The organism is Acinetobacter sp. YH01005 (assembly GCF_013420465.1).
In the GTDB taxonomy this organism is placed as follows: Bacteria; Pseudomonadota; Gammaproteobacteria; order Pseudomonadales; family Moraxellaceae; genus Acinetobacter; species Acinetobacter amyesii.
Map to the genome: position 1 here is coordinate 44,264 of NZ_VOYA01000001.1, position 18,204 is coordinate 62,467.

The window sequence follows — 18,204 nt, forward strand, 5'->3', positions numbered from 1 at the left end:
AATCTAAGTTTAGTTAATATTTTTGGTTAAATTTAAGTTAACTTAATATTTAGGGTGCAAAAAACCCTGCAAAAGCAGGGTTTTTGTTACTTATGAAGCTTTTCGCATTCGAGAATCCTTAAGTACTTGTTGCATGTCACCTTGTAAAACATTACGCATACTTGGCATATTGTTACATGCTTTAGTAATTACTTTTGCTACCAAGTCATTAACATTTTTTTCTTGTGATTTTGTTAAATGAACATGCCTTTGCAAAGATAAGACTTTCATATTTACCACCCATTTAAGCAGACATTTGTTTACGTCGGAAAGCAAGCCAACGCTTGCCTTCAAATTCGACCGCTAAACCAGATTTCTCTAATTCTGTTTTGATTCCTTCAGCTGCATCATGCATTAACTGAAGGAACTGTTGACTGTAATCGGTTCGTGCGTAGATTTTAGTAGCACTACCAGGAACATTAGAATGCTGCAAGAAATTTTGAACTAAAAAGATCAAATATTCAGCATATTTTGAATCATAAGCTGAATCTAGCAAACTATCAAGTTCAGGACTTATATAAATATCAAAAATCTTTACAGTTACTTCACGACCACGACGATGATAGCCTACAGATGCAATTATGCTCGGTGTACTGCATTCATTTTCTCGTATCCCAATATAAGTAGTTAAACTTTCTCGATTTAAATAATCACCATAAGCCTTACTTGCTTGTATATGTTCAAAAAATTGCTCATTAAGCTCAATGAGTTCATCGTCAAGATTTAATGCAATTCCGTTATCAATCCAAACACGCGCTGTCGCTTTTAAAGAATCTTCATCAAAATGTAAAATTTCCAAACTTGTCCCTCAAATTATATTATTTTGCTTACAAACAATAACAAAATATAAAATCTTTATAAAGTGAATAACAAGGCTTGGTTAACTTTAGTAAAAAGAAACCAAGTTAACTTGATTTCTTTTTGATCGCTTTCATACGTTCTTCTTCAAAAGACGTTTCTGGTACATTTTCATGCGGCATATAGGCCAAAGCAGAAACACTTTCAGGATCTTTCACTTTAAACATCGTGTAGTGTGCCATCCAGTTACCAAAGCCTTGCTCTATTCTGCGACCAAAAAACAAAGAGCCTCTTTTTTTACGAAAGGCTCTCCATATTTGAAGCTCAGCATTATCTAAGTTTCGCTTTGCGTCTCTGATCGTGTTTCCACCGATTCCGCAGCTGACGAGTTCGCACCAGAATTCATTTTCTTCAAGTGCTTGATCTGCTGCTTTCCCGTAAAATCATTGACCGCTTCAGATGCTTTATACATCGCATCAATAATGGCTGGAACAGGTTTACCTACACTTTCAAGCGTTGGAAAACACGGTTCATTTGTATCTGCATTATAAATCGTTTTTTGCACACGAAGCTTATGCAGATCTGCCATAAGCATATCTGTTAGATCTTTCCCGCGAGTCAAATCTACCGCTTCATCAAAGCTTAAACGTTTTACTGCGATATCAGCTGTGTAATCTTTACCATCAATGGTAAAGACAATCTCTTTAGGCACTAACTCCGTAGAAATTTTATCCGAAAGCCCCAATAGATCAGTTGAACTTAATTTTTCCATTATGGCGACACCTTAAATTGATCAATCACTTCAGTTTGGCGCTTCATTGGAATCGTGTGATTCACCATTGCATCTACAGCAAACACTGGTGAGCCTTTTCGCAAGATTGCTTCAAAACTTGACCAAGTTCGTGTTTCAGGAAGCTCAATATCACTGCCAGTCAATGTTGGCTCTGCAATACCATCCGACCAGCCCACATATACTTCTACTTTTTCCTTAGCTGCCGCCAATTCAAGCAATTTCATATGTGAACCATTTTTCGGGTCGGTATCAATTTGAATAGAACCTTCACCCGGTGTCACCAAACCATACTCAGAAGTTTTTGTACTGGTTTCTTCCAAGCAAGTCGTGTCAACTTCTGATGCGCTATCATCACCAAGTACCAAAGCTTTAATACAACCCATTTTGGTTAATGTCGGTACAGTGCCATGGACGATCCACACTGCTGTACCATTAGATAAAACACCTTTCTTTTGTGCTGCCATGAGTAGCTACTCCTCAAATTTTTGGCATAAAAAAACCACCTTTCGGTGGTATATAAAACAAATTAATTAATGACTCATACTCCCGACCAGTAACTCATATCCCAGCCGCGGCCAAACAGTTTTGTTTCAAAATCTTCATTATCTGGATGCTTTCCTTGATAGAAAAAACCAATCTTTTCTAACACTTTTACTGCACGTGAACGAATTCTTTCAGCTTCTTGAATATCGTCATGCCAAACCGAAAATTGATACTGGTTATTATCATTCACTGCACCACAATCTATAGCATGTTCAGGATCGGAACCGATTCCCTGAAAAACGATATATGGAACAGGTGTATCCAAGTCTGCAGTATTCGGGAAAATACGCACACCCAGTAATGGCCCCAAAATATCATCCGCCTTAAGCGCTCGTGAAATTTCAACCGTCATGATGCTAACTCCTTATCCAGCTCTGCATTAAACACTTCAGCAAATTTGGTTGTCACGGCATTAAAATTATTAAAAAATGCAATTCGCATAAAAGGAATGGCAGGCTGATATTTAGTTCCAAACTCTATATAACGCCAGTGCCGAGTATCTCCACCGCTCAACCCAGCTGTGCTGATCGAATGCTGGTTTTGACTTGCGCCTCCTCTAATACCAACGCGCATTTTAATATCGTTAGCACTTTGAGTTTTCCCTGCCTGAACTGCAATATTTTTATGAATCATTGCGACAGTTTCAGGGTCATCAATTGACTTTGCATTTGTACGAGCCGCATCTCTTACAATGTTCATTGCTTTACGGGCTGCTTTACGTGCAATAGATTTTGCTTTTTTAGGATTGGCCAATTGATCTAATTTAGGCTTAACCTTATCCAATCCTTTTATTTTAAATTCAACTGACATATCACCCGCCTTAGGCGTGCTCTGTACCCTGAGAAAGTAAAAAAGTGATGTATTCGTTGCCGCTATTGTTGTCTTCTAAGGCTTGGCTATCAATTGCGTAAATTTTGTCCTTATAAACAACGCGCATAGTCGTATTAATATCTTCACGATAACGCAGTTTTAAGCGGGCAACGACTTTGGATTGATTCGCCTGTGCCGCAATCAAATCCTTGCCGGACAGATGCGTCACTTTAGCCCAGAGTTTTTTGTATTCAGTCCAAGCTACATGGATCGGATAGCCATCTGCATCACGATCAGGCCCTTTTTGTTGAATCATCACACGATGGCGTAATTCACTTGCTAAATTCATAATCTAGCCATCCAAATATCCGGATAATGAAGATTCATTATCCTCATCATCTTGTATAAGCTCAGCAATCAGATCGTTATTTTGATCAACAATTTGCGCCAAAACTTTGTTTTGCTCAGCGTGACTATTGATCAGTGCTGTGTGACTGTTGATCAATGCTGTGATCTGCTGACTTTGGTTGTTTATTGTTTCCAACATTTGATGCACCAAGCTGCTGCAGCAGTTTTTGCATTCGCAGCTTTGCGCGCTGGGTGTGTTTTCTAATCCACTCACGTCTTTCCTCACATCCTGAACAGGTCATTTCACACCACCAAAGGAACATAATATTTCGATAGCAAATCCTTCACCGGTTGCGGCAAAAAACCATCATTTGATGGGGTATCTTTATTCACTCCACGATGTTCATCGAAATAACCACACATCATCAAAACTGCCCGCTGCTGAATTTTGTTTTCAGGATCATATTTCGTCAGTACATGATCTTTTACAGCTTGCTCTGCACTGTCCATAATGGAATTCAGGTCTAAAGCCACAATATCGTCATCGTCATAGCGAAGATGACGCGCAACGTCATTCACTGTTAGCGCCATCACCTTCTCCATTTGATTTTCCAGAACCCGAAGCAAACGGATCATCTTTCGAATCACGTTTTGAAATTGCTTCAAGTGAATAGTTTTGCTGCTGCATATATGGCGTATCACCGCCAGTTTTAGGTTCGTAATTGAATACTGCCCGCGCTTCGTTTGGTGCAAAAATACCGCGCTGCACGCCAAGCGAATAAAAGTTCATTTGTGAAATACTATCCATACGAAGCAAAGTTGAAAGATCAAGAAATACTTCATAGCCTTTGGCTTTTAAGTCAAAAGCAGCATCAAAGCAGTTTTCAATCGCTTCAATCGGACTTTGCAAACAACTGTTCAGGTAGATCCGTTCCATGTCTTCAACTTTTTGCCCTTGTGGAATACTGCCAATGCCAATTTTCCAAGGTGGGACATTAAAGACAGAACAACAAATTTCAGCAGACCATTTATGCTGCTCAATCATTTGCGCATCCGCAGCGGGCATAGACATCGCAATGTATTTCACATCACCGCCAAGTACTGCAGTTTTCCCAATATTTTCGCCCGAATAATTTTGTTCCCAGCCTTCTTTGATGCGCTTTGCATCTTCTTCTTCAATTTTTCCCGGCATGGTTAAAATACCGCTTGGACGCCCATTATTACCAAAGAATTTCGCGCCATACTTTTGAATTGCTGTGCCTTGCGAAGCTGATAAACCACAAGCGACCAAAGGGCTAATCCCAACCAGCGGATGGTACAAGCAGTTCCAACGGTCATGAATGATTTCAGAAGCAGGTAAGATGATTGATTCTGTTTGTTTGGCCAACTTATCAATGCCAATGCGGTAAAAGACATCACCCTCATCACTGACCAAAGGCGTAACATTGTCAGGATTTAATACAATGAGCTGCTCTACATCACCTTTAAAGTTTCGCAGCTTGAGCACATAAGTATTGCCGCGGGTTTCTTTGGAAATGATGTAATACTCAAGAAACTGCTGCATGGTTTGAAAATGATTTGGTTTTTCAAAGAATGGTAGGTTTTTGTCCTTGGTTTTGACCCAAACTCCGTTTTCTTTTTTGCGAAGCTCCAATGGCAGCTTGCCAATATCTTTTGAAATGATAGAAATGCAGGCAAAAACAGCATGAAATGAAAGTAAGTCTTCACGATTTAGCTCTATATTTCGCTGCCATGCGCCCATGAATGGTTCCAGTATTCGCCATCCGCCACCGCCATTTACCGGTGATAAGGATTTTTTGCGAAACATATTGCTAAAAAGACCCATTAAATTCACCCTTATTTAGACGCTTTTGAGCCTTTTTTGGCAGGCTTTTCGGTTTCTGGTAACGGTTCTGGTTGCTGAGCCATATCACCAAAGTCATCTACTACAGGACGACCATTTAAATTTAATAAAGCATCTGGCGGTATCTGCTCATATTCTTTTTCAGCTGCTAAACGTGCAGCTTCAGTTTGTTCTGAATCATCAAAAATTTCAGCAGCACCCATTTTAATCAGTACATTTGCTTCATAGTCTTGCAGGCTATGTACAGTGCCAGCACGACCAGAGCAAAGGTCTTTTAAAAATTTAACTTTTGGCATTTTCTTGGTCCATAAAAAAGCCCCTTAAAAATAAGGAGCTTTGTGGCAATTTAATTTAGAGTTTAAGTTTATGTAAATTGAATATAACCAGCGGCAATTCCACGTGCTTTCCAGCGAATGAAGCGTTCTCCGCGAATCGCGATTAAATCACTTTGGTATAAACTCACCCATTGTGGCGCAGCATCAGTACCTGTATTGATTGAGGCTTCTGAACTGATTGCAAAATCTACAGCGCCATCATCAGCTAGTAAAATTTGTGATGGAATAACCAACACAATCTTATCTGTACAAGCAGCAGAAATTTCAACAGGCAAAGTAAGAAGCTCTTTAGCACCGTTAATATTCATTCCTTCAAAATATTTTTTGCCCAGTGCATCACGCAGCACACTTAACTTAGCAGCACGGGTTTCAGACATCACCCATGTTGCACCTTCCAAAGTTAAGCCAGCATCAGTAGCCTGTTTAATTACCGCTGCCAAATCAGCTTCAATAGCTGCACCTGTTTCGCCAGTACTATCCACAGGGGTCACACCATTTAGAATAGAAGCTGGGCTATCTGTAGCTTCAGCTTTCGCAGGATCAAAGAACTGACCATCAATGAATGCCGCTGTCGATTTAATTAAATCATCAAGTACCAATCCATCGGCCTTCGGATTCGAAAAGCGTACTAACTCTTCCGAAAGCATCACAATCCCCGCCACTTTTGATTTCGTCAAAGTGATACTGCTAAATGTTGGATTAGTCACTGGTTTAGTTTTAGCCTCACCCACCCAGCCAACTGTTGATGTGCCAGTTTGTGATGGAACTTTCACATTAAATGGAACTTGACGCATTTTAGATGCAAGCTTATCTACTGCGGTTTTACCACGCAGCAATTCAATAAACTCACCTGAAAGGACTTGATAATCAACAAGTGATTCACCAAAGGTTGGCTCTGACGTTGTACCAATTAGAGCTTTTTGTGTAACTGCATTTTTTACAATCTCTGGTGCATGCCAAGAGTCCAACACTTGTGACGCAGTCACCGCGCCTTTGCTCAATGCAGCAACAGCCTGTGCTTTAACAGCAATTGCATAACCAATACCTTTTGGTAAGTTGCTTTCAGTTTCAACAATTGGCGGGTTGCCTTGGGTAGAATTCAAACCTTTTTTAGAAGTGTCACCTTCAATTGGTGTTGTACAGTCGCCCCAATCAGCTTGTGATTTCTGAATAGCTTCAAGACGGTCCTGATTTTTTTGCATCACAGCAATTTCATCCTGAAGACCTTTAATTTCAGCTTCAGTTGCTTCATCCGGCGTAACGCCCTTTGAAATTGATGCACCTGATTTCACAACAATTTGGTCTTGATGTGACTTAATATTTGCCTTTAATTTTGCAATCTGTTCAGCAAGTTTCATACGAGTTTTACTCCAAAAGATTTTGATGTTTCAGCCAATTTCACGACCAAATGTTTTGATTCAGGCTGCGTGACTACGGGCGGTTTACACGGCAGAGTTTTTTCCTGCTGCTCAGTATTTTGTTTAGTTGTCTGATCGGGATGGCAGAGTGTCTTAATGCCAGTGATTGTTGCTTCCTGATTCGCAGGAATCGTAACTGCCGATAATTCATACCAATCCCATTTAATGAATTTATAGCCCCAAGTGCCTTGAATATCCGCAACTTCAAGACCTCGGAATCCAATTGAAAGACCGCGAACCAAGCCTGTTTTAATACTGTCCCATGCTTCCTGCAGGCGCTTCTTCAATTCATCCGATTCAACTTCATCTGGTTTCACAATCTGAATAACAACTTTGATTCCTTCATCTGTCACCTGAGCTTCAGTAACATTACCAATGGGCTGTCGTTTGTCGTGTTGCCACAAAAACGGCACTGGCAAAGTGAACTGTGCGCCTTTAGGTTCCACAACATCATCAACACGATCAGGCGTCGGTGTTGTTGCAATACCTTCAAGCTTCCACTCTTCATCATTGACTGATTTGACTTCGAGTAAGCTGTAAGCAAGCTTCATCGCTTTTCTACTCCTTGGTTTTACTTCGCTTTAAGCCTGCTTGAAGTGCTTCTAACTTTTCACAAGCCAAAAAAAATCGCTCATCAATGTGAGCGATTTCTTTATCTGATTTACCTGTCGTTGTGCAGGCCCCTAAATGGTTTTGAATTGCCAACTGGTGACGAATCTCCTGACGAATATTTTGATTTCTTGTCATACAAAAAATACCCCATAACTTTGCGCTGCAGCCTCTGGGTTAGCTGACATCAGCGCAACAGCATTAAATGTCGCAATCAGAGGATCAATTTTGGCTTTTCCTGATTCTTGCTTGCGGATTGTCATTGCATTGCCTTGGTAAACACCCTTTGCATTACCAACACACCAATTCATCATGCGCTGTCCAGCATGCAAAAATTTTCCTTCAGCAACTTTTCGCTCAGTCGTTTGGACATAACCTGAAAGCTGAAAGCCTTGCGGCACACCAATTAACAACTCAAATGGAATTTCTTCAAGCAGACCATCCTGCAACGATGGCATACCCAACTTATCCAAACCAATTGCCGCTTTTTCAGGAAGCTTACCAGCGTCATAAATTCGCCTGCAAATTTGAGCAGCTTGACGAACGTCATCACCTACATTTTGGACAATAACTAAATCACCATCTTGCTCAAAATCCTTGAGTGCCGGCGCAATTTCCTGACGACGCTCAAGCGCAATTGGATGCGCCCAGGCGCGGTTCCAGCAGTACCATTTTGAACGATCATGCTTATCACGGCCAATTACAGCCATGCCGAAAAGGTCATCTAAGCCACCGCCATCAAAACCAATTGTGCAAATTTCACTAAGATCTAAAATTGACTCAACAAACAACTTATCTTTATATGCAGATAGCATCCAAAAATCTGCACCTGCCCAACGATCCGCACGCTTGTTCATTCCTATTTCGACATTCAAATATTTCGCCAAGAAAATTTGAACTGAATCTGCACCACTCTCTTTCGCCTGCTCATACTTATTCAGCAAATAACGAATATGGGTAGAACGCCCTAAGTTGGGATTGGTCACGTAGAAATAATCTGGGTTCAGATAGCTTTCATCATCAATCATGCTTTGCGGAAATTCGTACAGCAGCGGCAAGAATGATGGGTTATCAATTTCACCATCACGCACCTTTCGAGCATAATCCAATTTCTTTTTAAACACACCAGCTGGCGGTTCATCCGACTGCGTAGACAACCAAATCAGGAAACCTTCCGGGAAAGAAGCCATACCGCCAGTCGCTTCCTCAAGCATAGACTCAGCATTTGCACGTTTACCAAAAATCCAAAGCTCATCCACAAGAATATAAGCGCCTTTTTTACCGCCTACAGATCCGGTATCCGCTGCTACAACTGCCAAAGTTGCCTTGGTCTTACGATGTGTGACTGTTCGTGTATGTTCTGACACGCTAAACAGCGCATTCAACTTTGGATCTTCACGAATCATGTCGCGAATCGGCTTAAATGAATTATCTGCAACCTCTTTCGTTGGGGCCAAAATAATAAATTCAGCAGAATGACGATCATTCAAAATAATCGCAGTCAGCATGATGCCCGCAGCAAGCGTTGATTTTGTATTTTTCTTGCTAATGAGCAGAAAAAATTCGTTGATTAAGCGTTCATTTTTTTCGTAATCATAAGCTCCAAAAACACCACCAACAAAATCAAAGACCCACTGACCTGTCACTTCACCTACTTTCGGCTTTCCGGCAACATCCACCAATGTCAGCTTTTTAAAAACGTTCAAAGCCATTTCGGCTTCATCTGGGTACAACGGCTTGCAGGCAATCAGCGATTCTTTTGCAAGAATCTTCTTTTCCCAATCCGGGCAAGCTGTTGTCCAGATCGGGGACATTGAAGACATATCAACTCACTCTATGTTGACCCCGAGCTGCACGTTGATTACCAGCAGTTGCAAAGTCATCGTCATTTTCAGAAACATCACCAGCCGCATTTTCACGGCCTTGCTTCACACCCATTTCACCCACTTTGCCAAATTCATATGGCAAAGCAGCTTTGGCAGCTTCAATTCGCACCTTACGTTCCAAACGTGCATTTTTATAAATTGAACGCAAAAACTCTAAAGAGTTTGATACACTCTCCATCTCCTTGAAGTCGGCTTGTATCGCGGCTTCGCCCAAAGGCATAGATTCAAAGACCGCCGCCCCCTCTCCCCCTGATTTTAAAAGCCCGTCCAGATAGGTAATGACCTCGGGATTTTGGGCCAACTGGCTGCCTTTCGACCCAGCCGACTTCTCTGAATAGCCCGCTTCAATGGCCGCTTGTTTATTTGACAGTTGCTTTCCAGTTACGGGATCATTTTTTAGTTTGGCCCGAGCAAATTTTTTCATCTGTTCAGTCAAAGCCATATTTTCACCTTTAAAGCTGAATATTTAAAAAAATTAACCTAAATTTATGATTTTGAATAAAAAGTTTATTTACTTTTGCTCAAATCAGGAATTTTTTTATAAATGAGAACAGGGGGCGGTGTCCGCTGGGACCGAATTTTTTAAAATTTGATACCCCCCACGGGGTAAAATGTGCACCAATATGATGCAAGTCATTCATTTTATTAAAATGTTCCACGAAAACTTTAATAAAATGAATCACGATATATGTTCCACGATAGTCTTCCATGGTCACAACTGACCATGGAAGATCAACTGTCATAAGCTGATATCGGATTCATCAAACCAATCATAAGAAGGAAGACCTGATTCACCGTAATGCTTACAAAGATACTGGTTTGGTCGATCAATGTATTCAGCACGAGCAGTTACAATTACATCATTTTTTGAAATACCAATTTTTACTTTCTGTCCAAGATCAAACTTAAACATAATGTTCTCCAAGTTATTATTTAAGAGACCTTTGCACAAACCAGCGACCTACTCTCGACACCAATCTCAAACTCAACTAAAAACTGGAATTGGTGTTAAAAGATAGAAAAAGTCACCGAATTGGCATAACACTCTCCTAAATTGCAGTTAATTCAGATCTATTGGCTAGTTTTGCCAACCAACAGACACAATAACCCTAAGCCAATCCATATTTTTGTTTCAGACTTAGGGCCGTTTTTAAATTATGCACAATGCTAGCAAGCACTGTACTGGTATGAAATTGCATTAACCCTAAATGACGAGCCTTGCTCATCCCATAATGCAATTTAAAATGACCAAATACCCGTTCCACCGTATTTCTGGTTTGGCTCTTTTGGGTATTGGAACGTTTTTGTTGTTCGGTCAAAGGGGTATTACGCCATGCTCTATCATGAATATAATTGTTTATCGGTGGTTCATGCTTGGCAAGATAGTCGTCATGGGCTTGGCTTTTATACGCACTGTCAGCGTAAACAGCAGATTCATTCCCTGTTAAAAGCGTGGTAAAACATTGTGAATCATGCACATTGGCTGGGGTGGTTTCAACTTTTTTGACAAAGCTGTCTTCATCACAGTTTAGATGGATTTTAAAGCCGTAGGTGGTTTTCACTTTGCCTGTGCTGTCTTTTTTACTGACGTAGGCAGCTTCTTTGTCTTGGGTATTGTCGGTATGTTTGCCTTTTTTAGCTCGTTTGTTCTTGGCTTCGACGATACTGGCATCGATGATGCTGACACTGCCTGCTTTGATGATAATATTTTGCTCGGCTAGTTGCTCATTGATTTGGTTGAATAAGGGTTGGGTAAGTCCAAGTTCGCCTAGGTGTTTGTGGTATCGCCAGATGGTGCTGTGGTCAGGTACGTTATCGGTAAGCGATAGCCCGACAAAGCGGCGAAAGAGTAAGTCTCGTGCCAGTTGTTTTTCCATGGCTGGGTCTGATAAGCCATACAGTTTTTGTAGTAATAAGACTTTAAACATGATGACTGGGTGAAAGGCACTTTCGCCACGGTCGCTGTTATGAACATGACGTAAGGTGTGTTCGATAGTCTGCCAGTTGATGAGGTTGTGTAGTTCATCGAGTTCTTCAATGGCTTTGTGGTGATTAACTAGACTGTCTGCTAGGGACAGCTGCCCTGTTTGTTTCCATGCCATGTCGGTGTCTTTTGTTATGTGGTTGATTATAAAGCATTATATCATTTTAACGAACTTTTGTGTATCTGTTCGTGCAAAGGTTTCTTTAATGAAAAATCCCTGCCGTTGCCGACAGGGATTAGAGTCGTTCACTATGGCCAACTGATGTGTTAATGGCTTGCCGTCACCAAAGTCAAATCCATCTTATACCCACCTTGACTCAACATCCTGTCGAGTAAATGAAGATCATGAGTTTGCTTACACATGAACGTGCCGTCTATTCCGAGCTGCCAACATTGAACCAAGCTAACGTGTGCCGGTTCTGTATGTTCTTTTAATCTTTGATTCGTTTCAGTCCGATCTGGGCAAGCTGGTCATCGGTCAAGTCATTAAGCTTACCAATGTCTGTGGTCAATTCAGCATCAATTGGCAACTGGTCAATAAACTCTGGCGTGACTTCAACAGTCATACGCCAAATAGGGTTATCAACACCACCCACCAATTTGATTGACTGAACACCCTTCAAGCGTGTTCCATCTTCAAGTTCAACATGAGTTCCCATCACACCTATACCACCAGGTACTATGAGCTTTGCTATCTTGGTCATTTGCGTTGCATCCCGTGTTTGCTTTCTTGTTGTGTCTTCTGGTCATGGCATTGCTTGCATAACGACTGCAGGTTGTCCATGTCATCCGTTCCGCCTTGGGCTTTGTTTACGATATGGTCACACTCAAGGTTCATGGATACACGCTGGCACTTGCAGCACGTCCAGTTATCACGTACATGCACTTCACGTTTGATCCGACGCCATGGCCGACCGCCACGACCTTGGCCATAGTTTTCTTGTTTGGCCAAGGTCGGTTGATTACTTTTAAGTGTGGGCAGTGATCCACCCAGCTTTGTTAATCGTGCCATTACTTCACCGTATATAATTTTGCGTCTTTAGGTATGGGTTCCTGCACAGTTAGTGGCTTGCCCTCAGTAATCCGCTGGAAGCATGGCTCACACAATGCCTGCCAGTTATCGATGTTCCAGAACTTCACTTGGCTGATAGGCTGATCAATGTGCGCAACCTGATCTGCTGGGCTTGTATAACCACGCTTAGTGCAGTCATAGCAATATCGATTCGCCAGTAGATAATCTGCACAAGCTTTACGCCATACTTTGGCCTTGTCATCTTTTAGCGGTTTTGCTCTGGCCTTCTCAGCTTTGTCGGCTGATTGCTCATGCTCCTGCCAGTGAGCTGCTCGATTCTTTTTACCCATGTCTGCGTATCCCATAAAAAAACCCGCATGATTGCGACCAGTGCAACATGCGGGCATAAAAAAACTGCATGAACTTTCAGGGGGTAATCATGCAGTTTGTTTAAAGAACCTTTCGGTTCCATGGAGAACTACAGCGCTTTTATCTAGAGTTTTCCATTGTGGTAAAATTTAACCTCATTTTGCTTTTGAGTCAATATCAAAGTTTACTTAGATTTACTTATACAGGTAAAAATCTTATCTTCGCCAAAAGATAACTCAGCATTCAAATCTTTAAGTGTGTACTCAACACAGATTTTCATATGATTTCTAACAGTCGTATCACTCCAGCCACAAATTGAAGCACGTGCACGCTCAGTAGGTTTATAACTTGCAGGGACCAAACAAAACTCGGTCAATGCAATCAGCACGATGGACTGATGATAAATCTGATTCACACCCGCATCAGTGAACTGCTGTTCATACTTGCCGACTAAAATTTCACTAAAGATTTGTACATTGCCTTTGGTGTTTGCACCAAAGTATTTTAAGCGGATCAAGTTGTCTTGTAGCTTAGTCAGCTTTGCAAAGCTCATTGCTAGCAGAATATCTTGTGCTGTCATTGCAGGCTGGCCACCATCAATGCGATCTGCTTCGTAATTGATTGACTTTGGATTGAGTAAACGCATGAATTTTTCCATTAGAAACGTCCCTCAACAATGGTACACATGAAAAAAACATTAAAAACAAATACTTGTAATGCAATGTTTACCATTGGCGTTTTTTGTGTACCGTTGTATAAAAATGGTACACATACACAAGCCTTATATATTAAGGCTTTTATAGAAATGTGTACCATGTGTACCATTAATACAATATCTCTCACGCAAGAGAATTTTTTTAAATCATTTTTGAAATAGAAATTTAAATCATAATTACTGGCTGCAAAATTTTCCCGTGTGCGCGTGCGCGCGCAATGGTACACATGGTAAACATTGGACAATAAAGTGTTATGTGGTAAGGCTTGCAGATGTGTACCATTGGTCATAAATGGTAAACACGATGGTACACATGGTACACATTTAACCCTGTAATTATTATGGGAATGGGTATGGAGCATCATTATTATCACCTTGTAACGTCTTGTCAAATTTTTCGATGTCTGCACCGTACCAATCCATTTTCACAGTTGGTCGCATAATTCCCAGCTTATCCTCTGTCTGCTCAGGCATCACTCCAACAACCACCAATTTACTTTGCTGCTTGTTTGCTGGCTGAGATGGTTTTCGCCAATGCTCCTGTTTCTCCGTCGAGATCACACCATATTTTTTAGCTTCACCCATAAATCTTTTTAGACTAACAATATGCTCATTGGTTTTTTTGGACCATTTTTGATAAGCGTCATAGAGCTGGGATACCGTACACGTACAGTAGGGGTAGTCCGTTTCTTCAGCGATCCACTGAACAATAAACGTGTCATAACCTGCCCGTGTATATTCAATAATTTCCCGTTTTGCCTTGGTCATTGGCGGCTTGGTGTGGGCATTAAACCCTGTCAAATCAACTTGTAACAGTGTTGCATAAAATGCTTCTATCACATCGTTATCGTCCAGATCCGCAACAACCTGGTCTAATAATTCCTGCGGTACAGTGGACTTGGGATACAGCACCAAGAACCGGCGGTCATTTTCTTCAATTGGCAAAGGCTGTGTATGATTCGATAAAAATACCGTATTCATGTGGTTTGCCTGTTGCATAGATGACAAGAATTTTTGATGAATCGATAGCTTAGATCCGGTGATCAAATGCTTAATAAATCCCATCATGCCGTGCTTGGTCTTATTATTTGCAATTTCTTCAAACAGCAAAAAAAGCACTTCATCAGCCCAGTCGTTATATTGGCTTTCCAGATCTCGCTGGTCGAGGGTCTTATGATACTTTGTGTAGATTTTCTCCATAATGCCGCCAAAAAATAGCGATTTACCTGCACCATGAATATTACCGTGCATGAGTATTGACGTGGCCATTTTGGCCCCTTTATGTTGAAGCGGATATGCTAACCATCGAATTAACCAGCCGTATGCCTGCGGCTCCCCAACACACAAATGGCGCAATAACTGGTCAAAACTTTTACATTTTTCATAAGCGTCTTTTCGGTTCATCAACATGTCTGGTGCATCAGGATCTGTTGCAGCAACGATCTCAAGCCCAGTAAACCGGTTAATTTGATGTGGTTTAGATGAATTCGTCGGGTCAAATACCAAATCAGTATTATGAATCATGCGACGATGCGGAGATTTAAACCAGATCTCGTATTGATTTGGAAATGCTTCTCGAATCGCTGCATTTTTAACACGTTCACGATGAAGTGTATCCCAAGACTCTAGCGTACCCTCCAAATGCACATAGCGTTTAATCAAGTCAGTGATTTCTATTGCTGTCTGACTATCCACTTCGGTTTTTAAGGTATCCTGATCAATCATTTTACGATTGCGATGCGATTGCCAACGCTCAGCAACCGATTTTCCAACCATTTTTGTAAATGCAACCGCTTTAATGGTTTTTTTACGGAAGGAATCCCATACGTCAGTTTTACCCTCCACCAACATGAAGCGACTTAAACATTTTTCAACTGTAAAATCTGGACGCTCAAAGTCTTCTGATTCCCCATCCCCCTCTTGTTGCTGCCCACCAGAATGATTTTCACGCTCGACTAAGTCCTGCTCGGTATACGTTTCAAGCATAAAATCATCATGATTATGCGTATTTGGCTCATCTTCTACCAAAAATGCCTGATCCTCTGCTGAAAATCGCCCCGAATCTTGGCTTGCCATTTCAGGGGGGTGTGGGGGAACTTCAAAAGCAGAAAATTGAGAAGAAATTCCGCTTGCGATCTGCTCCCGTACAACCTGCAAACCCTCACTCACATGCAGATCATTAAAGTCAGATGGGTGAGAAGTTGATTGTGGCTGCTCTAAAATTTCATCTTGACTCATACGTTCACCGCTTGACTAAATTTGGGGAGAATTACAATACCGCCTGTTGCAGCCACAGCTTTATTTGCAGCTTTTAAGCCTGCATCTGGTGGCGTTGAATGGCTATCATCGTCAGCGCAATACACAAGACGTGCTTGCGGATGCAATATGCGTATTTCTTTACCCACTTTGTCTATATTTCCTGAATTAAACGCCACAACCGTGACATGACCGGTCGCTTCATAAATGCTGGCACCCGTCGCATAGCCTTCTGCTATGCAGATAATCTGATCTTGCTGAGTCACCTGGCCAATCATGTAAAAACATGCGCTTACTCGCCCACCTGGTAAAAAAGGCTTATAGCCATCGGCATGAATTTCTTGGATATTCCAAATTTTTCCGTCTATATCAAACAGCGGAACAATCAGATTTCCTTTGCCATTTATGCGACAGCCATGGTTTTGAACCTGCTTGCGTGCCAAGTACGGGCAATCACGATCAGATGATTTATAGGCCCAGATCCGTGCCGCACGTTTGGCTGCAGCTTCTTGTGCTTTACGCTCTTCAAGTTCAGCTGCTTTGGCCTGTGCTTCGGCCTTTTCTTTCCATTTTTTACGGTCTGCATCTGTAACTTTGGTTTCTGCAGATAAGCCCAGTACTGCGCCAACCTCTGTTAAAACTTCTGAATAGTTCATGCTGCGAGACTTTTCAATCAGTGCAAATCCATCACCTGCACCACATTGATTACAGATCCACGTACCTTTTCCCTGTTTGTCGTCACAACGAAAACGGTCTTTACCGCCACAAATCGGACATGGACCATGCATATTTTTTTTAGCTGGTACTGTGATGCCAAATGCCGGGTATACAAGATCTTTCCAACGTCCGAGCGCAGCATCCCGCACTTGATCAAATGTTAGAGCCATTAATTTGTCTCCACATCATTTTCTGCCTTTTGACGGGCTAATTTTTTAAGTTGTGCCACAGCTGCAATCAGACACATTGCATCTTTTTCAATGCTTGCCAATTCAACATCGACTATTCGTCCATCTTTCAATGCATCACTCACAGTTGTGAATAATTCACCTACACGGTTTGAAATTGCACCTATATTGGCCAAAAAGCCCGTGTCATGAATATCAATAACGGCAGGTAATTCGTAAACCACTGCATTACCATGCGCGGCAGCTGCACTTTGCAAAATACGGATGTCTTTTGTGTAGTTCAAAATTGCTTCGACATGCTCAGGATGCAAATGATATTGCGTATTTTGTATATCAACACATTTGCTGAATACCATTGGATTAAACCCATGAATTTCAGCTATGGCGGCTTTACTTCCATGTCTATCTTTACAAGCACGATATAGCGCAACATCCAAAGGTAAGACAGCATTTTGTGCAGCGAAATTTGATAAAAAATCACTCATATCTAATTTGTCCTTAATTTTGGATATTTTCTAAGACCGCAGATGCAGTTAAATTTTGCTTAGACTTAAGTAAACGTTTTGGAACTCGACCAGCAGCCAATTCTCTGACTTCATATTCGCGATACTCTGGTATATCTGCATCATCTCCCCATTGCGCGATTGCAGCCGTAGTCAATTCAAGTTTGTCTGCTAACTGAAAAAGTTTGTTCACACCTAAAAGTGCCATTGCTTCACGACGAGTCATATTTATTCCATAAATCTAAGTTGCCTTAGATTTATTAAACCGAAGTTTTAACTGAGCGTCAATAGCTAAGATGGCTTAGATTTATTTTTTTGGAAAGCTTATGGAAACCCTTGGCTCAAGAATCAAACAATTGAGAAAAAGTAAAAAACTAACTCAAGGAAAGCTTGGCAATCTGGTAGATGTATCCGATGTGACTGTTGGCTACTGGGAACGAGATGTAAACGAACCACAATTTCAAACCTTGATGGCTGTTGCAGAAATATTAGATACGACAGTTAATTTCTTGAAATACGGAATTGAAGACTCTGAACCATCAGTAAGAGATCCACGCCCAGTAGTACGCTTACTGCCTGTTTTAAGTTATGTACAGGCTGGTAACTGGACCAGTATTCGATCTTTGGAAAATTATGAAATCGAACAATGGCTACCTGCTCCACCAAATGCTGGCAAAAATAGTTTTTATATGATCATCCAGGGAACGAGCAACGCCCCTCACTTCAATGACGGCGATTATGTGTGTATCGACCCCGATGTTGATTTTGAATCCGTACAAACAGGCGAAATGATCGTTGCTCAATGTGATGGTGATGCAACATTTAAAGCATTAGTTAGAGATCATAATCGCATGTATCTGCAAGCCCTTAATCCTAATTTTCAACCCAATATCATAGACTTAAAAGAAAATTGTCTTTATAAAGGAAAATACGTAGGAAGATTTGAACCTTCGAAAAAATTTCTATAAAAAACAATTATTAAAAAATATTTCTAAGCAAACTTAGAAATAATAGTTG

The 18,204-nt window shown here is 41.2% G+C and carries 28 protein-coding genes; 1 reads left to right on the forward strand and 27 read right to left on the reverse strand.

The annotated features are described in order from the left end of the window. Positions 1–90: 90 nt before the first annotated feature. The 27 genes from FTT72_RS00215 to FTT72_RS00345 all read right to left on the reverse strand — a co-directional run bounded on the left by FTT72_RS00215 (position 91) and on the right by FTT72_RS00345 (position 17,413). A complete protein-coding gene (locus tag FTT72_RS00215) occupies positions 91–270 on the reverse strand; it encodes a hypothetical protein (RefSeq protein WP_180177662.1) in 180 nt (59 codons plus the stop codon). Between the two features lie 13 nt (positions 271–283). After that, positions 284–838, reverse strand: coding sequence for a hypothetical protein (locus tag FTT72_RS00220; RefSeq protein ID WP_180177663.1), 555 nt, complete (start codon positions 836–838; stop codon positions 284–286). 106 nt (positions 839–944) lie between these two features. Then, positions 945–1,121, reverse strand: coding sequence for a hypothetical protein (locus tag FTT72_RS00225; RefSeq protein ID WP_218953459.1), 177 nt, complete (start codon positions 1,119–1,121; stop codon positions 945–947). Positions 1,122–1,171: 50 nt separating this feature from the next. Beyond that, positions 1,172–1,609 carry a hypothetical protein gene (locus FTT72_RS00230; RefSeq protein WP_180177664.1) on the reverse strand — a complete coding sequence of 146 codons (438 nt, stop codon included), beginning with the start codon at positions 1,607–1,609 and terminating at the stop codon, positions 1,172–1,174. Beyond that, entirely contained in the window at positions 1,609–2,094 is a 486-nt protein-coding gene (locus FTT72_RS00235; RefSeq protein WP_180177665.1) for a phage tail tube protein, read from the reverse strand. Before FTT72_RS00235 ends, FTT72_RS00230 begins: the two co-directional genes overlap by 1 nt. Before the next feature lie 74 nt (positions 2,095–2,168). Further along, positions 2,169–2,525 (reverse strand): DUF3168 domain-containing protein, encoded by a 357-nt coding sequence (locus FTT72_RS00240; protein ID WP_078188984.1) that lies wholly within the window; start codon positions 2,523–2,525, stop codon positions 2,169–2,171. Beyond that, positions 2,522–2,983, reverse strand: a complete 462-nt coding sequence (locus tag FTT72_RS00245; RefSeq protein WP_180177666.1) for an HK97-gp10 family putative phage morphogenesis protein — start codon at positions 2,981–2,983, stop codon at positions 2,522–2,524. The genes FTT72_RS00240 and FTT72_RS00245 overlap by 4 nt, the downstream gene beginning before the upstream one ends. Before the next feature lie 10 nt (positions 2,984–2,993). Continuing rightward, entirely contained in the window at positions 2,994–3,332 is a 339-nt protein-coding gene (locus FTT72_RS00250; protein WP_078188986.1) for a phage head closure protein, read from the reverse strand. A gap of 3 nt (positions 3,333–3,335) precedes the next feature. After that, positions 3,336–3,530, reverse strand: a complete 195-nt coding sequence (locus FTT72_RS00255) for a hypothetical protein (RefSeq protein WP_180165581.1) — start codon at positions 3,528–3,530, stop codon at positions 3,336–3,338. Between the two features lie 104 nt (positions 3,531–3,634). Beyond that, entirely contained in the window at positions 3,635–3,922 is a 288-nt protein-coding gene (locus FTT72_RS00260; RefSeq protein WP_180177667.1) for a head-tail connector protein, read from the reverse strand. Next, positions 3,903–5,093: a phage portal protein gene (locus tag FTT72_RS00265; protein ID WP_257233378.1), complete on the reverse strand. Its 1,191-nt coding sequence runs from the start codon at positions 5,091–5,093 to the stop codon at positions 3,903–3,905. The genes FTT72_RS00260 and FTT72_RS00265 overlap by 20 nt, the downstream gene beginning before the upstream one ends. Positions 5,094–5,188: 95 nt before the next feature. Continuing rightward, a complete protein-coding gene (locus tag FTT72_RS00270; RefSeq protein ID WP_180165575.1) occupies positions 5,189–5,491 on the reverse strand; it encodes a hypothetical protein in 303 nt (100 codons plus the stop codon). A 68-nt stretch (positions 5,492–5,559) separates the two neighbouring features. Then, positions 5,560–6,888 carry a phage major capsid protein gene (locus tag FTT72_RS00275; RefSeq protein ID WP_180177669.1) on the reverse strand — a complete coding sequence of 443 codons (1,329 nt, stop codon included), beginning with the start codon at positions 6,886–6,888 and terminating at the stop codon, positions 5,560–5,562. Then, on the reverse strand, positions 6,885–7,499 hold the full coding sequence (locus FTT72_RS00280) for an HK97 family phage prohead protease (RefSeq protein ID WP_180177670.1): 615 nt from the start codon (positions 7,497–7,499) through the stop codon (positions 6,885–6,887). The genes FTT72_RS00275 and FTT72_RS00280 overlap by 4 nt, the downstream gene beginning before the upstream one ends. A gap of 7 nt (positions 7,500–7,506) precedes the next feature. Then, positions 7,507–7,695: a hypothetical protein gene (locus FTT72_RS00285; protein ID WP_180040767.1), complete on the reverse strand. Its 189-nt coding sequence runs from the start codon at positions 7,693–7,695 to the stop codon at positions 7,507–7,509. Beyond that, the gene (locus FTT72_RS00290; RefSeq protein ID WP_180177671.1) at positions 7,692–9,380 is read right to left on the reverse strand and encodes a terminase large subunit; all 1,689 of its coding nucleotides are present in this window, start codon (positions 9,378–9,380) and stop codon (positions 7,692–7,694) included. Before FTT72_RS00290 ends, FTT72_RS00285 begins: the two co-directional genes overlap by 4 nt. 1 nt (position 9,381) lies before the next feature. After that, positions 9,382–9,885, reverse strand: a complete 504-nt coding sequence (locus tag FTT72_RS00295) for a terminase small subunit (RefSeq protein ID WP_180177672.1) — start codon at positions 9,883–9,885, stop codon at positions 9,382–9,384. A gap of 297 nt (positions 9,886–10,182) precedes the next feature. Further along, positions 10,183–10,356: a hypothetical protein gene (locus tag FTT72_RS00300; RefSeq protein WP_180177673.1), complete on the reverse strand. Its 174-nt coding sequence runs from the start codon at positions 10,354–10,356 to the stop codon at positions 10,183–10,185. Positions 10,357–10,552: 196 nt separating this feature from the next. Beyond that, positions 10,553–11,545 (reverse strand): IS5 family transposase, encoded by a 993-nt coding sequence (locus FTT72_RS00305; RefSeq protein WP_180036307.1) that lies wholly within the window; start codon positions 11,543–11,545, stop codon positions 10,553–10,555. Between the two features lie 313 nt (positions 11,546–11,858). Beyond that, complete coding sequence (locus FTT72_RS00310; protein WP_180040758.1) at positions 11,859–12,131, reverse strand: hypothetical protein; 273 nt, start codon at positions 12,129–12,131, stop codon at positions 11,859–11,861. Then, complete coding sequence (locus FTT72_RS00315; RefSeq protein ID WP_180040756.1) at positions 12,128–12,439, reverse strand: HNH endonuclease; 312 nt, start codon at positions 12,437–12,439, stop codon at positions 12,128–12,130. Before FTT72_RS00315 ends, FTT72_RS00310 begins: the two co-directional genes overlap by 4 nt. Continuing rightward, entirely contained in the window at positions 12,439–12,789 is a 351-nt protein-coding gene (locus FTT72_RS00320) for an HNH endonuclease signature motif containing protein (RefSeq protein WP_180177674.1), read from the reverse strand. The genes FTT72_RS00315 and FTT72_RS00320 overlap by 1 nt, the downstream gene beginning before the upstream one ends. Positions 12,790–12,992: 203 nt before the next feature. Further along, entirely contained in the window at positions 12,993–13,454 is a 462-nt protein-coding gene (locus FTT72_RS00325) for a hypothetical protein (RefSeq protein ID WP_257233379.1), read from the reverse strand. A 408-nt stretch (positions 13,455–13,862) separates the two neighbouring features. Continuing rightward, positions 13,863–15,761, reverse strand: a complete 1,899-nt coding sequence (locus FTT72_RS00330) for a DUF5906 domain-containing protein (RefSeq protein ID WP_180177676.1) — start codon at positions 15,759–15,761, stop codon at positions 13,863–13,865. Beyond that, a complete protein-coding gene (locus FTT72_RS00335; RefSeq protein ID WP_180177677.1) occupies positions 15,758–16,666 on the reverse strand; it encodes a primase-helicase zinc-binding domain-containing protein in 909 nt (302 codons plus the stop codon). The genes FTT72_RS00330 and FTT72_RS00335 overlap by 4 nt, the downstream gene beginning before the upstream one ends. After that, a complete protein-coding gene (locus FTT72_RS00340) occupies positions 16,666–17,169 on the reverse strand; it encodes a phage regulatory CII family protein (protein WP_178962200.1) in 504 nt (167 codons plus the stop codon). Before FTT72_RS00340 ends, FTT72_RS00335 begins: the two co-directional genes overlap by 1 nt. Before the next feature lie 13 nt (positions 17,170–17,182). Continuing rightward, complete coding sequence (locus tag FTT72_RS00345) at positions 17,183–17,413, reverse strand: ribonuclease D (protein WP_178962198.1); 231 nt, start codon at positions 17,411–17,413, stop codon at positions 17,183–17,185. A gap of 100 nt (positions 17,414–17,513) precedes the next feature. Here FTT72_RS00345 and FTT72_RS00350 point away from each other — a divergent pair, with 100 nt between their 5' ends. Further along, positions 17,514–18,155 carry a LexA family transcriptional regulator gene (locus tag FTT72_RS00350; protein ID WP_178962196.1) on the forward strand — a complete coding sequence of 214 codons (642 nt, stop codon included), beginning with the start codon at positions 17,514–17,516 and terminating at the stop codon, positions 18,153–18,155. Positions 18,156–18,204 lie beyond the last annotated feature (49 nt).

Coding starts and splice junctions, on each gene's coding strand:
- FTT72_RS00215 (WP_180177662.1), bottom strand. CDS start 270: ATGAAAGTCTTATCTTTGCAAAGGCATGTTCATTTAACAAAATCACAA.
- FTT72_RS00230 (WP_180177664.1), bottom strand. CDS start 1,609: ATGGAAAAATTAAGTTCAACTGATCTATTGGGGCTTTCGGATAAAATT.
- FTT72_RS00235 (WP_180177665.1), bottom strand. CDS start 2,094: ATGGCAGCACAAAAGAAAGGTGTTTTATCTAATGGTACAGCAGTGTGG.
- FTT72_RS00240 (WP_078188984.1), bottom strand. CDS start 2,525: ATGACGGTTGAAATTTCACGAGCGCTTAAGGCGGATGATATTTTGGGG.
- FTT72_RS00245 (WP_180177666.1), bottom strand. CDS start 2,983: ATGTCAGTTGAATTTAAAATAAAAGGATTGGATAAGGTTAAGCCTAAA.
- FTT72_RS00250 (WP_078188986.1), bottom strand. CDS start 3,332: ATGAATTTAGCAAGTGAATTACGCCATCGTGTGATGATTCAACAAAAA.
- FTT72_RS00255 (WP_180165581.1), bottom strand. CDS start 3,530: ATGTTGGAAACAATAAACAACCAAAGTCAGCAGATCACAGCATTGATC.
- FTT72_RS00260 (WP_180177667.1), bottom strand. CDS start 3,922: ATGGCGCTAACAGTGAATGACGTTGCGCGTCATCTTCGCTATGACGAT.
- FTT72_RS00265 (WP_257233378.1), bottom strand. CDS start 5,093: ATGGGCGCATGGCAGCGAAATATAGAGCTAAATCGTGAAGACTTACTT.
- FTT72_RS00270 (WP_180165575.1), bottom strand. CDS start 5,491: ATGCCAAAAGTTAAATTTTTAAAAGACCTTTGCTCTGGTCGTGCTGGC.
- FTT72_RS00275 (WP_180177669.1), bottom strand. CDS start 6,888: ATGAAACTTGCTGAACAGATTGCAAAATTAAAGGCAAATATTAAGTCA.
- FTT72_RS00280 (WP_180177670.1), bottom strand. CDS start 7,499: ATGAAGCTTGCTTACAGCTTACTCGAAGTCAAATCAGTCAATGATGAA.
- FTT72_RS00285 (WP_180040767.1), bottom strand. CDS start 7,695: ATGACAAGAAATCAAAATATTCGTCAGGAGATTCGTCACCAGTTGGCA.
- FTT72_RS00290 (WP_180177671.1), bottom strand. CDS start 9,380: ATGTCTTCAATGTCCCCGATCTGGACAACAGCTTGCCCGGATTGGGAA.
- FTT72_RS00295 (WP_180177672.1), bottom strand. CDS start 9,885: ATGGCTTTGACTGAACAGATGAAAAAATTTGCTCGGGCCAAACTAAAA.
- FTT72_RS00300 (WP_180177673.1), bottom strand. CDS start 10,356: ATGTTTAAGTTTGATCTTGGACAGAAAGTAAAAATTGGTATTTCAAAA.
- FTT72_RS00305 (WP_180036307.1), bottom strand. CDS start 11,545: ATGGCATGGAAACAAACAGGGCAGCTGTCCCTAGCAGACAGTCTAGTT.
- FTT72_RS00310 (WP_180040758.1), bottom strand. CDS start 12,131: ATGACCAAGATAGCAAAGCTCATAGTACCTGGTGGTATAGGTGTGATG.
- FTT72_RS00315 (WP_180040756.1), bottom strand. CDS start 12,439: ATGGCACGATTAACAAAGCTGGGTGGATCACTGCCCACACTTAAAAGT.
- FTT72_RS00320 (WP_180177674.1), bottom strand. CDS start 12,789: ATGGGTAAAAAGAATCGAGCAGCTCACTGGCAGGAGCATGAGCAATCA.
- FTT72_RS00325 (WP_257233379.1), bottom strand. CDS start 13,454: ATGCGTTTACTCAATCCAAAGTCAATCAATTACGAAGCAGATCGCATT.
- FTT72_RS00330 (WP_180177676.1), bottom strand. CDS start 15,761: ATGAGTCAAGATGAAATTTTAGAGCAGCCACAATCAACTTCTCACCCA.
- FTT72_RS00335 (WP_180177677.1), bottom strand. CDS start 16,666: ATGGCTCTAACATTTGATCAAGTGCGGGATGCTGCGCTCGGACGTTGG.
- FTT72_RS00340 (WP_178962200.1), bottom strand. CDS start 17,169: ATGAGTGATTTTTTATCAAATTTCGCTGCACAAAATGCTGTCTTACCT.
- FTT72_RS00345 (WP_178962198.1), bottom strand. CDS start 17,413: ATGACTCGTCGTGAAGCAATGGCACTTTTAGGTGTGAACAAACTTTTT.
- FTT72_RS00350 (WP_178962196.1), top strand. CDS start 17,514: ATGGAAACCCTTGGCTCAAGAATCAAACAATTGAGAAAAAGTAAAAAA.